Source organism: Legionella wadsworthii DSM 21896 = ATCC 33877 (genome assembly GCF_000701265.1).
Taxonomy (GTDB): Bacteria; Pseudomonadota; Gammaproteobacteria; order Legionellales; family Legionellaceae; genus Legionella; species Legionella wadsworthii.
This window is the reverse complement of sequence record NZ_KL370760.1, coordinates 40,945-56,706: the sequence shown is the minus strand read 5'-3', so window position 1 is coordinate 56,706 and position 15,762 is coordinate 40,945. Positions and strand designations below refer to the sequence as shown.

Sequence of the window (15,762 nt, the reverse complement as noted above, 5' to 3'; positions counted from 1 at the left end):
TGAGCGAAGAAGATCGCTATAACCGCAGTTCTCTGCTAGCCTACGTCTCAAAGCCCTTTCCCTCAATTCCTGTTTTGTAAACTATCTACTCGCCTACGCCCGCGACTACTCACCTAGGTCCCGTGACTATCCACCTACGTCCAGCGACTACTCACTTACGTCCCGCGATTATTCTCCTACGTCCCGCGACTTGTTCGCGGGATCAAAATTAAATAGTTTGGCTTCTGCTGGTCAGCAATACATTGTATTCGCAATAATCGGCCATTTGAAAAAAGATTTCTTTGAATTTTTAACTCAATTTGGGTAAATGCCATAATATTAGATTTACAAAGAATCTGTATGTGTGATATCTAATAACTGTGTATTGTAATAAGGCAAGTAATTAGGACAGTTATAGATGCTATCAAAAAATAATATATTAAATAAAAAGAAGTGTAGTGCGCCATCGGCTAGAACTCATCTGCCTGCAGTTAAAACTATAGACTTGACTCATTTAGTCGAACAATTGATGCGAACAGATCTCGCGATTCAAACGATCAACAAACCCGCTGCGCTAGCTTATGATCGGGTCAAAAAGGAAATCACTGAGGCTGAAACAGAGCTTAATCAAATAAAAAAAAGAAAACGCAGAACCCAAAAGAAAAACACTTTAAACGAAACAATTACTAAAAAGAGAAAATGGATAAGTGACGTACAAAATATAGAAAGTAAAAATTTTCTAAGCCTTTGGGCCGCTATGTTTCATGGATATCGTATGGATGTAGTAGTCAATCAAAATGAACATATTAAAAGCCAGGGTCTTGTTGTCCAATCTGCAAGTGAAGAATTCGTCAAATTACTAAAAATGGTTTTACTACAAGATATAGCAATCTATGGAAAAACTTATTCTTCTGCAGATTTAAAAAAATACAAAGAAATTCTTAGTCGTTTTCATGATTCAATTGAAACAATCATCATTGAAGATAAAAGTGAAATTACTTCAGAAAGAATAAAAAAACTTTTATCTGGAATAGATCTGACGATAGAACACAACTGCACGGGCCATGCAATCTATACGCAAATATACCAAGAAAAAGATGAATTGGTCATCATACATTGCAATCGGGGTAATGGCTTGAGGGCGAATTATAATTTAGTTTACCGAAGGACCATCGCCGGCTTGGATTTAGATAAGTTAAAAACGGCATTGGAAACAATTACTGAATTAGAAGTTGAAACTGGTAATGAAGAGAATTATAAGAAATTTTATGATAGCTACAACAAGACACTAAACGATTTGGGATTTAATTTTAGGTTGGGTCAACATGTAAAAACTCAAAAAATAGGGAATTGTGTTCTGGCTAATATAAAAGGGCTTCTAAAAGAACGGTTACCTTATGATGTTTATAAATGGTGTACCCAAGAAATGAGGGGTTTAAGCACGGTACAACATTTAATAAAGCCCATGCTTCAATCAGGCAAAGAATTAAAAAACAAACCAATTAATATCGATACAGATGACAATTTTTTTCATCTAAGACAAGTCATTAATTATATTTTTGATAAATCCGTTGAAGCATTAATTAATGCTCATTTTGGTAATGTGAGAAAATATGAAAGCTTAAAAAAAGCTTTTAAAGCCTTGGGTGAATATGAGCAAGCCATTAATGAGAACAAAAATTTAAACAGCGCAAACAGGGCTGCTATAAAAAATTATATTCATTCAAAAACGGATAGGTATAAAAAAATATTTTTTAACCCCGAGATGCGAAAACCAGACATTTTTTACCAGGTATTATGGGGTGAAGCTGAGAAAGCTGCTGCCTCATCTGCAGATGATTTAACTCAAAATGATTTTTTTAAATATTTAATCAACAAAGCAGTCAGCAATCCTAATTTTTTTACTGATATTTATCATCATTATTGTAGAAAAGATACCGAAAACAAGTGTGAAGTACTTCAAATTATATTGACTCAAGCAATGGAGTTTATGACTGATGATACTATTTTAAATGATACCGAATACCTTACTGCGTGCCAAGATTCCCTAAGAAAAATACTTCTGTCAGAATGTAGAAAATTGGACTATGAATCTAACCTGGTTACCTTCTTGGCGAACACAGAATTAACTTGTGTTAATCCGGGTATATACCTCTCTGCCATTGCTGCAATGGGTGATCATAAGCACAGTCAGGAGCAAGCTGCTGCCCTTAAATTATTGTTAGGCAATGCGCTAAAAAATAATGAATTTTTGGATTTATTCCTCCGAAAGAAAAAGCCACCTGTTTCAATATTTTTTAAACAAAAGAAAGAGAGCTTCGATTTTTCTGACTTTTTTAAATCGGCAGCCGAGCTGATAATAGAAATCACAGTACTGCCTTTAACTCAAGAAAAATTAAAGCTCTCTGTGGCTACCCTAGTTCCCAATACAACAGAACGAACAGAAGAAAAAGAAAAAGTGAGGCAATTGGTAGAATTGTTCTGTTATAAACAATTATTGGACACTAAAAAAATTAATGAAAAAAATATAAAAAATTGGAATTGGCTCAATGTACTTGCTAATCAATGCAAACAGCTCCAATATTGCTATCCTCATGTACTTAAAGTAGCTGATGGTGTCATTGGAAGTCTTCGCCAATTAGAAATCGCAAATGGAAGATCCGAAAAGAACTATGGAAAAACATCTAATCCAGCTCCGAGTAAGGTTTTTTGATGTCTAAAAATATTTGATATTTCTCCATATCTAAGTCTGATTGCGCGCAACCAGACTTAGATTATCCACCTTAATTCAATAAAACCCAAGCATCTTTCCAGGACAATCCAATCCCCGGCTCATAATAAGCGGGTGCCTGGTTACACCACCCGGAGTAAGGCCAGGGTTTGCATTGGTAGCGTTGATGATCATTGCGCCCAAGAACTATAGTATTGGCTTTGTACTGGCCTATACCATCAGGATAGACAAAATCAAATTGGCTTTGAGGTTCAATAAAATCAATGGCGAGATGATATTGGCTCACATCCTTGTCTTTAATAAAAATTTTATTTGCTGTTTCCCCGGGGGTTAACACAATGTCACCTGTGTCGGGTTGCAGTTGCCCAATCTTCAACAACGAAGAATCGGAGTTCACTTTTTCTGCTAAAGAAAATGGCCATTTATCGCGCGTATTATTTTGGTCGGTTACACTGATACTATGGGATTCGATCTCACTACCATCATGTTTAAAGAGTCTAAGCCTTACCGTCGTTCCCGCGGCGATATCTGCGGTATTGTAAAAGGGCTGCAACTCATTCCATACAGCAGGTTCTGTTGTGGTGGATTTAACAAAGACATCGCTACAAGAATAAAAAGCCTCAGGGCTGTCATCTCTTTGCCAGATCATAAATAGAATACGTTTCCCAGATACATCTGTAGGTATTTTACAAGGTAAATGATAACGATTATTGACTAAGTTGACAGAAGTGATGGTACAAAATGGAGCTTCTAAGTCAGACCATTTTAAAGGTTGGCTAAAGTCGTAGTTCGCGCGAGTGAAATATAATCTAAAATATTTAGCCTTATGAGGTGCTGTAGGGTAGAAAATAAAATTAAATAATCCATCGGCATCTGGTGTGACCAAGCTTGTAGGCCAATCCTGACGCGCAAGATTTAATCCTTTATAAAAGTCTCTGCCGCCTGCACATAAAGTGCCGTCTGCAATAACGTCTTGATGCCGATCATTAGCCGCAGGTTGGTTCACTTCATTCCAATTGTAAATGGGTTGTTTCCCACCAATAGCAACCGCGGCTTTGCAAGCTTCTGATTTAGGATTTTCTGGATTTTCTTTATAGCATTGATAGACGCGAGAAATAGGTGTTTCCATGGAACCATGCGCAAAAATACATGAGCTAAAAATTAAAGCGCTATAGAATAAAATTTTGCTTACATGCATACGATCTTCTCCTTTATTATGGTGGTGAACCTTTAAGGATAGACTACTCGAAGCAACAAGGAAATAGTAAATGGATTCAATCAGATAGTTTCTTCTTGCGGACCCGTTCGTAATATTGTAAATCATCCAGTCCGCGTCAGATTTCTCCAATATTGAATGCAATCATCTATAATGAATTTCATAATATAGTGAAAGCCGTTAGGAAGAAATTGCCATTTAATACTAAACTAATAAAGAAGTAGTCGGTTCATCAATATAATTTTAATAAAAAAATCTACCAGGAACATTTACTTACAGGATGTTAAAATGGATCTTAGTCATTGGTTTCAGCTGCAGAGCATACCAAAAAATGCCATTTATGGTTACTATTCGCCAGGGCTCGTTTTGCTTTCCTATGTCGTTGCTGTTTTAGCTTCGTATGTTGCCTTGGATTTAGTGGGTAGTCTACGTAGTGAACCGCGGAAGGGCGCTCGCTATTTTTGGCTCATGGGGGGTGCTTTGGCAATGGGGGCTGGAATATGGTCCATGCATTTTATTGGTATGTTAGCCTATATCATGCCAATGCCCATGAAATTTTCTTTTGCTTGGACAGTAGGTTCCTTGATAGCTGCTGCCCTTGCTTCTGCTTTCGCATTATTTATTTTACAAAAAAAGAACTATTCCCTAACTCAATTCACCATCGGGGGAATTATCATCGGGCTAGGCATATCCACCATGCATTATATGGGCATGGAAGGTATGAAGGTCCATATGTCCATTCATTATATTCCCAGTTTATTCATTCTTTCAGTGATTATTGGAATTATCGCTGCGGAAGGGGCCCTTTGGCTTGCGCTACGCAGCAATGAAAGTACCAGCAGAGAACAGTTTAACCTTAAATTCGGTAGCGCTTTAATCATGGGCGTTGCCATTTGTGGCATGCATTATATGGGCATGGCGGCAGCAGTGTTTACACCGCTTACAGCCGATCAAATGATTCCCGTAAGTGTGGAAATTATTTCTGACCGCTATATGCCTTATTTAATAGCGGGTACTACCGTTTTAATATTAATTTTAGCTTTAATCACAACAACTTATAAAAAGGCGATGAACAACGAAAAAGCCTTTCTTAAAGCGATGCTCAATAATTTAGAAGATGGCATCATCGCCTGTAATGATGCAGGAAAAATTACAGTAGTTAATGACGTACTTCATCAAAAAATATCTGCAAATATAGTGGGGAAATGTATTCAGGATTTACCTCAATATTTTAATCTCTACACCACCAGCAATGAGCCGGTTACTGAGGAAAAATCACCCTTTAAAAGAGTGCTGGATGGTGAAAAAATCCAAGGGTTACCCTACCTCATGAAGTTCGAAGACAATGTGGTAAAGGATGTCATCATTGACGGGCAGGAAATTCATAATGCGAACGGAAATGTGATTGGGGCGCTTACTGTCATCCATGATGTGACTGAACTAAAAAGAACAGAGAAATTAAAAAAAGAATTCGTTTCTATTGTGAGCCATGAATTGCGGACACCGCTCACATCGATACGCGGATCACTGGGATTACTCGTAAGCGGAACTTTGGGTGCATTTCCAGAAAAAGCAAAAAAATTACTTGAAATTGCAAACAACAATTGTGAACGACTTCTTTTATTAATCAATGATATTCTTGATATTGAAAAAATCGAAGCGGGAAAGATGGAGTTCCGCCTAGAGGATAAAGAGCTACAAAATTTAGTAAATGAAGCCGTTGTGAGTAACAGAATGTATGCAGAGAAATATGGAGTACAAATCAATTATAAGCAACCTTCAGAATCATTTAAAGTAAAAGTTGACCCTGATCGACTCATGCAGGTATTAAATAATCTGATTTCAAATGCATGCAAATTCTCCAATACAGGAAAAGACGTTCTCATTTCAATAGAAAAATTAAAAAATATGGTTCGGGTTTCGGTATGCAATTATGGACCAGAAATTCCTCTAGAATTTAGACCTCGTATTTTCCAAAAGTTCTCCCAGGCAGACTCCTCAGATACTCGCGGAAAAAGTGGCACCGGGTTAGGGCTCAATATCAGTAGAGCGATTATAGAAAAACTGGAGGGTCGGATTAATTTTACGAGCTCTCCAGAAAAAACTATTTTTTATTTTGATCTGCCACTTATTGAAAGTAAAAAATTAACCGACATGCAAGAGCGAATTACGCCAGAGGTGAAACAGAAGTTGCTTATTTGTGAAGATGATGAAGATCAATCCAATTATTTACAAGCTTTATTGGAATCAGGGGGGTACGACAGTGATGTGGCACATACCGTTAGGGAAGCAAAAAAATTAATAAAATCAGATGAGTATCAGGCGTTATTAATCGATTTGGTTTTACCTGATCAAGATGGGGTTTCCTTTATTCGTGAACTTCGAGCCAATCCAAAAACGCAAGACATGCCCATTATTGTACTCTCTGTTATCGCTCAGACCGGACGGAGCTTACTCAATGGAGATGCCATTAGTGTGGTGGATTGGTTAGATAAGCCGATTGATTCAACTACTTTGTTGAATTCAATCCGCCGGATTAAAAACGTAGGCATCAAACCCAATATTCTTCATATAGAGGACAATATTGAGCAGCAACATATCCTCTCAGTTTTATTAAATAATAATGCCAATATCACTACTGCAAATAACTTGCGGCAAGCGAAAGACTTATTGCAGCAACAAAGATATGACTTAGTAATTTTAGATCTGTTATTGCCTGACGGAAACGGAATGGAGATTTTGCCCTGGCTGGCTAAATATCATTTTCCAGTTCTTGTCCTGTCAAATTTAGAACTAAGCCAAGAATATTCTAAATATGTGAGTCAAGCATTAATAAAATCCAAGTCCTCTAATGAGGTATTGCTAAAAACAATAACCAATCTCCTATAAAAGAGCATTACAAGGATATGTCACATCAAGGAGGTGTTATGAAAACCGAACTAAAAAAAATTTTATATGCGGAGGATGAAGAAGACATAAGAGCCATTGCACAAATTGCCTTAGAGGATATAGGGGGATTTGAAGTCAAGTATTGCACCAATGGCGAAGATGCATTGACAGCTGCCCAAACCTTTATACCGGATTTGATTCTTCTTGATGTCATGATGCCTATAAAAGATGGGCCAACCACGCTTCACGAATTAAGAGGATTAAATGAGTTTTCTGCAATACCTGCGGTTTTTATGACTGCAAAAATTCAAGCACAGGAAATTAAAGAATATAAGGAGATGGGAGTTGTGGATGTGATCTCTAAACCCTTTGATCCCTTGGAACTATCAAATCAATTAAATGAAATATGGGTACGATGCAATGGACGTGAATAAAAGATTACAAGAGCTTTTTAACAACTATTCTAAAAATTTGCCAGATAAAATTGGGCAGATCGATGCATCCTGGCAAGAACTAAAGGCTCATTTTGATTCTGAAAATTTCACTGTTTTTCATCGACAAGTTCATAGCCTATGTGGTTCAGCAGGAACTTATGGCTATTTAGAAATCAGCCAAATAGCGCGAGTATTGGAAATCTATTTAAAAAAATTCCTAGACAAAAAAAGCTTGTCTGAGGAAGAGCAGGAAATTATTTCTCAATTATTAATGGACATAAAAGATAAATTGGATCTACCTCCACCTAAAAATATGTTCAAATTAAATGTAACGCCCAAAGAGATTGAAAACAAAGTGATTTATATTTTGGAGCAGGAAAAAGAATTAGAAGCCGAACTTACTAACGGCCTAAACCAAGCAGGATATTCTGCGGTGGTTGTTACCGATTTGAAAGAGTTACAAGCTAAAGTTACTCAGAAGAAACCCATAGCGCTGCTCATTGATACCTATTTTATTATGAATTTAGGTCATCAGAAATATCTAAAAAGAATGTTAAAAAAGGAAAAAACATTTATACAATTATTTGGCATTGTCCCTAATTATGAATTATTACCACGATTGATCGCAGTGCGGACGGGATGTAATGCTTTTTTTCAAAAACCAGTTGATACTTTTAATTTGATTCAAACGATAAACCAAAAATGCAGTTTTGCCATAGATATTCCATTTCGCATTTTAATTGTTGATGATTCCGAATCTCTTGGAGAATATTATTCATTGGTTTTAAAACAGGCGGGTATGATTGCTCAGGCCATTGCGAATCCTATGGATATTTTTAATCATATTGAAAATTTTAGACCGGATTTAATATTAATGGACATTTATATGCCTGATTGTACCGGTCTGGAGCTTGCCTCGGTATTACGGCAAGAAAATAAATACAACAAGATCCCCATTATTTTCCTTTCTACCGAGCAAGACAAAAGGAAGCAATTATCTGCTTTAAGCGTTGGTGGCGATGATTTTCTAACGAAGCCGATTTCCCCTGCGCACTTAATCTCTGCGGTAAAAATTCGTTCTCAAAGAGCAGGAGTATTAAATTACTACATGTCCATAGACGGTCTCACTGGCTTATTAAACCATTCAAGTTTTTTAAAGCGTCTCGAGTTGGAACTGGAGTATGCAAAACAAAAAAATACCACCTTGTCCTTAGTCATGATCGATATCGATTATTTTAAAAAGGTGAATGATACCTATGGTCACCCCTTTGGGGATATCGTGATAAAGAAGCTGGCCACTTTATTGTCGCTTCGCCTTCGCAGTAATGACATCGTGGGACGATATGGCGGTGAAGAATTCGCTGTTGTTTTACCCGGCTCAAATGCGCACCAAGGTAAAAAATTAATCAATGAATTAAGAGAGCAATTTTCTCGCGAATTTTTTTCTAATTCAGACCAGTTTCATGCCACTTTTAGTGCCGGAATCGTGCAAAAAAAAGAGGATAGCGATATCAATACCCTGGTAAATCAAGCAGATAAAGCGCTATATGAAGCAAAACGATTAGGCCGTAATCAAGTTGTCATTTCTGAGGAAATCAATAAATCAGGATAAATGATCTTGACTCTATCTTGGTTTGCATGTTCCCTAATACATTAAATCAGAAACATTACACTATAATGGTAATGTGCATTCACCATGCATACCTATCATGAATAGTTATTTTTTATAGTAAATGATATCCAACTCATTTTTTATTTGGACATATTAATATTTCATTAAGCTTATACAAAGTATAATATATATATTCTCTATTGTGATCACTTTAAAATGCCTTCTCCTAAGATTTCCGCAGTACTTAATAACTGCCCTCTTCATGCCATAACACCTGAGCTAGTAAAGGAAATATATTGTTATGGTCAAGATGAACATTACGACAATCATCACAATGAGGCCTATCATTTATTAAAGAATAAGTTTGCTGAATTTTATGGATTCGATGTGGATAATTTCTCATGGGAACAATTTGCAGCGATTCTAAAGCAGTATAACCCTTTTGATATTCAAATATTGATGGGGCCAGTATTGCGTCTTTTTATAGGCGCACAACTTGAAATTAATCCGAGACTTGGTGATGTTAGGACTTATTCCCATATCAGAGCAGATACAGCGCGTTATGAAAGTTTAGATCCAGGTGAACTGGCCGAGATGGTTTGTAACCCTTTGGGATTTAGCCTAAAATTTATTCCGCAACAAGGGCATGGACTAGAAAATACGTTGATTCCAGACGTTCCTCTCCCAATACCTACCGAAATTACGATTTGTCATACAGGAAATCGTGAAGGTGCTGGCAGTGGAGGTCATTGGGAAAGGACTCTGGATCCGTCCCAACAGGTTTGTTATGAAGAACGTATCAGCACACAACTCCTTCATTATTCACATTTATTAGGCCACAACGCAAATGTAAACCCTACAGGATTTGATTTAATAAAAAGTCACGTCCAATTAACAGCGAGTCTGCTCGAGGGAAATGATGTTAAAGCTGAATTTTGTAACTTATATAATGCAGCCGCCATTATTGAAAAATTCCTTAAAAATATTGGGTATGTACCCCACCTGTTGGCCATTGAATTATTAGGCCCTGCCTTAAATAATAATGAAATAGCTCTAACGTTTATTGAAAATTTCCCTTTTGAAGGGGCTGAGGATCATGATGAAGTCATGGAAGCTTGGTTGCGCGCTAAGAATGACTTCGAAAAGCCTGTTTTAAAAGATCAAAGGCTGGAGTTAGCCCAAGAGCTGGCCACGCCCCCAGTTCTCATCCAACCGGGTCAATTACCTCCTACAGGGCATGAAATGAAGGGTGAGATAACCTTCTATAAAAAACTTGCTTTACTTCAGAATAAAATCACTGAACTAAAAAACAGGAAAGATCATGCTTTGACTGAATCAATGGGTGATATGACGGATAAAGACTATGTAGCACATCACCATGCTTGGGAAGCTGCGACCACGCTACGTATTGAGCTTGTGAAAAAGGCAGATATATACTTTGCTAATCCCAATGAAGCAACCTACCAAAGATTTAAAAGAGACTCCCTGGGTTTAATTAAGAATGCTCATCGAGTGTTGGATAACCATAGAGGTGATACAGAATTTTTAACAAACCTTACTCTTGGGATTATTAGTTTAGGTATTTTGGTCGCAATCAAAGGAGGTATAAACTGGTTGTGTAATCGTCCATTCCTCTTTGTGCATGAAACAAAATCCAGTCAAATATTACATGATATTGAAGTATTTATAGACGATGTTGATCCAAATCAACCTGAAGAAGAAGTAAGGGGTTTGGACCTTTAAACATTTTTGGTAGAAGCAATTCTTTCAAGGATGGTTTGCTCCAAAATGTTTCCACATCAATCGAAAGTAGTAATAGCACTTTAAAGATGACCAATAACTCGGTCATTCCCACTGACTATTCCTGACCTTTCTTGCGAGATGGATTCCCGCCTGCGCGGGAATGACACTATTTTTAGACAAAGAACGAAGGATTTGTGAGTAATGGATTCCCATTTGCACGTGAATGACAAGAATTTTCAAAAAATGAACAAAGCATTTGTGTGAGATGTATTTCTCCTGTGCGTGAATGACAAGCTTTTTAAAAAAAGAACGAAGCATTTTTTCGAGATGAATTTCCGACTTAGGCGGGAATAACAGGATCCTAAATAAAGGAAATAGTGATATGTACTGTATTTCTTTTTAGAAATTCTGTAGCTTTGGAGATATAAGTAGTAATTCAGCTTTGTCATTCCCGCGCAGGCGGGAATCCATCTTGTACTTATTCCTGACCTTTTTTGAGAACTTTTTTGTCTGCACGTAATCACTTGAGCCTCCATAGAGACCAATTTTCACCGTTTAGCATTCTAAAACTTAAAATAATGATTTAACCAATCGTTTTTAATTTTGTTTCTAAATAGGATATAAGCGGCTGCTTTATAATTTTTGCAATCATGTTTTATATATGCTTTGATAGAAGGCTGTGATTTGCACCACGAGATAATCGTGCACCTGATTTATCCAAGTATTACTTATACTACGGCAGCATTATTTGTGTTATCCGCATTGTCTGTCAAACGTATTATTGTTTTACGGTTCCTCTATCTCCTAGGGAGCATTTTATATTTTATATATGGTTTTCAAATAGAAGTTTTAGAAATTATTTTCTGGAATGGTATTAATATTTTAATCAACTCAGTCCGAATTGGACTTTATTTTTTAGAAATAAAACCCTGGTTTATCAATCCTACAGATCTGCAATTATATAATTCATTTTTCAAACAATTTATGTTGCCGGGTCATTTTAGAAAAATCATTAAATTAGCGGAAAAAATAATTTATAGGGATACCATCATTCTTAAAGAAGATGTTTATAACAAAGAACTTTATTTTGTAATCCGGAAGCAAGGCCAGCTCTTAGTGCGGGCGGAACATTATTCCGGTAAATTGTACGAACATAATTTTTTTGGTGAAATGAGTTTTTTAAAAGGGCAAAAAACAAATGCTTCTATTCAAATCATTGGGGAGGCGACCTGTTATCATTGGAGTGAGGAAAATTTGCAAATCTTAAAAAAGAATTATCCCAATATATTTAGCACGTTGATATTAATTTTATCCCATGATCTGATTCAAAAGCTTAATTTATCCCAAACCTGTCCTGTTTAGGAACTTTCAAAGTATCATGCCTAACTGTTTCATTCATTTAAATAAACTAATTGAGTCAGTTAGGCAATGGATTAATGACTTACACAGAAATTTTGGCCGTGATATAAAGTTCATTTGCTGACAAAGAACTTGACCAACCGGGAATAGTTTCTGTTGTAATCGGAGCTCCCGTCAACGCATCCAAACGAGTAATTAAAGCATCGTTCGTTACAAAAGTACCTGCATTAAAATAACGATATCCTGCATCTAAGCTGAAGCGGTTCTTTTTCAATTCAATACCAGCATTTAATTGCCAAGCAAAAGAGGCTCTGGTCAAATCCTGCATGACCGAAGTGATACCTTGAGTTGCGTCTAGAACAGTATGAAAATTACTTATCGAATTGTAAGAAACACCAACCCCGCCGCCAATGATTGGTTGAATCAGTCCAAAATTTCCTATTTCGTAAGCAAGCTTATCAGACCATCCTTGGCCATAAAGAGTTCCCTGAAACATAATGGAATTACTGTTTAAATCAAAAAATCTTGTTCTATCACCGAAGGGGTTTACATTATTTGAGGGCTGAAAGCTTTGATGTTTTTTATACACATAAATTCCACGATAGGAATAGCTGAGATCAACAGAAGCTAAAGGGCTAAACCTGTAGCCAATACCAGCGGTATACAAAGGTACAGTACCTAATCGGTTATCATAACCATCTGGGGATGGGTTCCAATGGATGGGATTAAATTCAATATGTGACGTATTAGACCAACTAATTCCTGATCCGAATTCTAAGAACCAGGGCATGCAGGATAGATCAGGACATGATTTTAACTCTCCCATTGCACCAGCGTAGGTAGAGTTGAATAGGATTGTTAGGGCTGCATAGCTTAAGATTTTATGTTTCAACATTTACATCCTTATAACGTTGTAAAGGGTTTTTGAATTAAGAGCCTGCTCTGAAATGAAGGCTCTCATTTATAAACTTTTCTATTCCTTCTGTAAAGTGCACCGGAATTATTCCGGTAAAGGTTTCAAAATGTTCATATACTTAATATCTGAAAATTCTGTATTCAGAAAAGGGTCTGTTTTGCCTCATGCAAATACAAAAATTTATTATGAATATTTGAAAAAAGATAATTTATTTTATGGGCAATCTGGGTTAAGCTGGATCATTAGGTTTAGAATATGTCTTCTTCGGCCTAATTGAGTCATGTTATAAAACAGGAGGTTTTTATGTCTAGAAATGATCCCGCCGATGTCAAAATGAAAAAAACACTACACGTACTCGTTTATACTAACCTGATACTATCGCCCTTGTTGTTACTGGATACACAGTTTGCATTATTAGCAGCGTTGGTCGTGAATGCGGTGTTAATTGCTCAATTTAATGAAATTGGAAAAACAAGGAGAGCAGGTTCTAACTTAATCCATCATACCCGGAGTTTTGCCCAAAACTTCTTCGCGCAAAAACCAGCGCGAGAGATCAATCTAGAAGATGCCGATAATACGCTGCGCAATATTATTAACGGAGGTGCAGCCGTTTATGATGAGCTTGCTGATTCATTAATGGGTCTATCAAGAAACTAGTAAAAATCCTGGTGTGTTTCCACACCAGGTTCTTAAAAAAATTATTTCCTCTTTTCAACACATTGGTTATTCAAATCCCTTTTAAGCGTTACTGTTCAAAATGAATGTTGGTATGTATTTTTGTTCGGTGACAGATTGAGCATGTTTATTCGATATAGCTAGGACAAACTATCGTTTAAGTATTGCCACGCCATATAAAAAAGCAAGAACGTATTTATTCTGGTTATTTTGAAATAACCAAGCCTACTATTTGACACATTGCGACGGCAATCTCGGCCATAAATTCATCAACTTAATATATTATTAATATAAATGGTTTAAAATTAAACTAATATTGATTAATTTATTAGGCTACCAAATGAATATTCATGTGTACGTTAATGGAAAATACTTATTTAGTATAAAAAGCAATGTAAAGCATGAGAATGTGAAAAATGAGAATCGTGATTATATAGGGGTTCGTGGTTCTGAAGAGATGTTATCGATATACAAAGAAGTTGAAAAAAAGTTAGGAGAGGTGGATTATGGCATCCGCGCGAGCCATGAAAGTGAGTTAAGCAGCATTGACTTGGATGAGACTAACATTAGCGAATATTTAGCTAAAAAATATCCTGGCCTTGAACGATTAGAATTGAGAGCAGATGATGACAGTTATACCTCTAGAGTATCGAATACTGTAGGCAAACAATATGGGTACCCTTTAGTATGGTTAAATTGTAATAAGTATAATTTCCCTTTTTATATCCAGTCTGAGAATGCAGATGAACATCAATGGGAGCGTTGCCTGATTGAACCCCAGGAGGGATTAGATAAAATAGGATCACTCATTGAATATTTTAGAGAACATAAAAACAAGGATGAGCAAGCATTATATCAAGGCAGAATGGCCACCTTAGTGGATTGCCTAAAAAATTCCACAACTGACAATCTATTGCTTCAAGGTAGACCCAGTAATTTAGATGTTGAAATTCTTCGAATGAAAGACTATCACGGTGACGAAAAATTTGCATTTTATGAAAATTCCTTACAAGCCACTTACATAACAACTGATATAAAATCCGGCTTAGCGGATATTTTGAAGAAAAAACTTTTTGATAAACAGTTAGTTCAACATCTTGATGATTTTGATGAAATAGCCGGGGGATCATCCATACCCATAAAAATTTTGTCCCCTATTGATTTCTCAAATGAGAAATACAGCCATGTCACGATGCAATCCATCACTTTAACCATGGTTGATGGAAAAGTACACTGTGATATTACCTTATATGAAGGGCTCTTGAGTGATCCTTTCCGTATTGAAGAACAGAAACATCTAGAACAAGTAAAACTACAAGTAGAAAAATTTCTGGTGGAGCAAGGTCTTGAACTTGACCATATTTCAACACGGGTTAACAATATGAAACTCCAGCTCCCACTACAAACCCATTGCGGTCGTTTTGTTATGACTTGGATGGCTGCCGAAGTTGCTGGTATCGATATTACAAGGTTATCTAATTATAATGAGCCAATTACCCTGCTTTTCGGAAAAGTTGACAAAGTAGGTAAAAAGATTTTTCCTTCGGGGGAAAAAAGAGTTCTTCCTGGAGAGGCGCTCGATGATTTCAAAGAAAAATTAGCTCAATTCTTAAAGGTGCGACAGGAAGAATTTAAAAAGCAATATTTTAATACGGGAAAAGAAGAGATTGAACTCACCCGGGAGTTGATTGTACTTCTGGGTAGTTTACAAAATGAAGATCCATTAAATAATCTGAAAAAGATAGAGACGAATGTTCAATATTTGAACGATCCACGCTTGATAAAAATTATTAATGAAGGCATGGCAAATCTTGGTTATGGATCGCTTCAGTCCTTTATAATCAAAGCAAAACGGGACGACTTCCAGCTATCTTCCAGAGATTCAATAGAACAACAATATTACAAAATTGATCAAATGACGCAATTAACGGTTGTAACTTACGATGAAGATGATTTAAATCTTGAAGAGGTTGTTGAACCTCCTAAAGTGGAAGAGGATGATCTAGGATTCTTTGCAATCGAAGACATCGATGGCAGTCAATTAGCAACAAGTGAAAGAAATGCGACGTTTACCTCAAAAAGCAAGGGAACTGACATAGATTTAGTAGATACAGCAGAAAAGAATGATGAGGAAGTGGTAATAACTACTTCGGTAAAAGTGAACTAATGATAATGAAACTGTTGCAGGTCAATATCAATGGTTCACCG

10 protein-coding genes are annotated in these 15,762 nt (G+C 36.5%); 8 read left to right on the top strand and 2 right to left on the bottom strand.

Annotated elements, in window-relative coordinates:
* Positions 1 to 397 precede the first annotated feature (397 nt).
* A complete protein-coding gene (locus BU07_RS0111890) occupies positions 398 to 2,692 on the top strand; it encodes a hypothetical protein (RefSeq protein WP_051635563.1) in 2,295 nt (764 codons plus the stop codon).
* 70 nt (positions 2,693 to 2,762) lie between these two features.
* Here the strand turns inward: BU07_RS0111890 and BU07_RS0111885 are convergent, their stop codons facing one another.
* Positions 2,763 to 3,908 (bottom strand): lytic polysaccharide monooxygenase, encoded by a 1,146-nt coding sequence (locus BU07_RS0111885; RefSeq protein WP_031566336.1) that lies wholly within the window; start codon positions 3,906 to 3,908, stop codon positions 2,763 to 2,765.
* Between the two features lie 306 nt (positions 3,909 to 4,214).
* On the opposite strand from BU07_RS0111885, the gene BU07_RS0111880 reads away from it, so the two are divergent.
* The 5 genes from BU07_RS0111880 (at position 4,215) to BU07_RS0111860 (ending at position 11,966) form a co-directional block, all read left to right on the top strand.
* Complete coding sequence (locus BU07_RS0111880) at positions 4,215 to 6,815, top strand: MHYT domain-containing protein (protein ID WP_031566334.1); 2,601 nt, start codon at positions 4,215 to 4,217, stop codon at positions 6,813 to 6,815.
* Positions 6,816 to 6,853: 38 nt separating this feature from the next.
* Positions 6,854 to 7,249 carry a response regulator gene (locus BU07_RS0111875; protein WP_031566332.1) on the top strand — a complete coding sequence of 132 codons (396 nt, stop codon included), beginning with the start codon at positions 6,854 to 6,856 and terminating at the stop codon, positions 7,247 to 7,249.
* Positions 7,236 to 8,861: a diguanylate cyclase gene (locus BU07_RS0111870; protein WP_031566331.1), complete on the top strand. Its 1,626-nt coding sequence runs from the start codon at positions 7,236 to 7,238 to the stop codon at positions 8,859 to 8,861. Before BU07_RS0111875 ends, BU07_RS0111870 begins: the two co-directional genes overlap by 14 nt.
* A gap of 216 nt (positions 8,862 to 9,077) precedes the next feature.
* A complete protein-coding gene (locus BU07_RS0111865; RefSeq protein WP_031566329.1) occupies positions 9,078 to 10,604 on the top strand; it encodes a hypothetical protein in 1,527 nt (508 codons plus the stop codon).
* 684 nt (positions 10,605 to 11,288) lie between these two features.
* Positions 11,289 to 11,966, top strand: a complete 678-nt coding sequence (locus BU07_RS0111860) for a cyclic nucleotide-binding domain-containing protein (protein WP_162173979.1) — start codon at positions 11,289 to 11,291, stop codon at positions 11,964 to 11,966.
* 79 nt (positions 11,967 to 12,045) lie between these two features.
* Here BU07_RS0111860 and BU07_RS0111855 read toward each other — a convergent pair whose 3' ends face one another.
* Complete coding sequence (locus BU07_RS0111855) at positions 12,046 to 12,858, bottom strand: outer membrane protein (protein WP_031566325.1); 813 nt, start codon at positions 12,856 to 12,858, stop codon at positions 12,046 to 12,048.
* A 324-nt stretch (positions 12,859 to 13,182) separates the two neighbouring features.
* Here BU07_RS0111855 and BU07_RS0111845 point away from each other — a divergent pair, with 324 nt between their 5' ends.
* Together BU07_RS0111845 and BU07_RS0111840 are read left to right on the top strand one after the other, a co-directional pair.
* Positions 13,183 to 13,536, top strand: coding sequence for a hypothetical protein (locus BU07_RS0111845; protein WP_031566322.1), 354 nt, complete (start codon positions 13,183 to 13,185; stop codon positions 13,534 to 13,536).
* Between the two features lie 358 nt (positions 13,537 to 13,894).
* A complete protein-coding gene (locus BU07_RS0111840; protein WP_051635562.1) occupies positions 13,895 to 15,721 on the top strand; it encodes a hypothetical protein in 1,827 nt (608 codons plus the stop codon).
* Positions 15,722 to 15,762 lie beyond the last annotated feature (41 nt).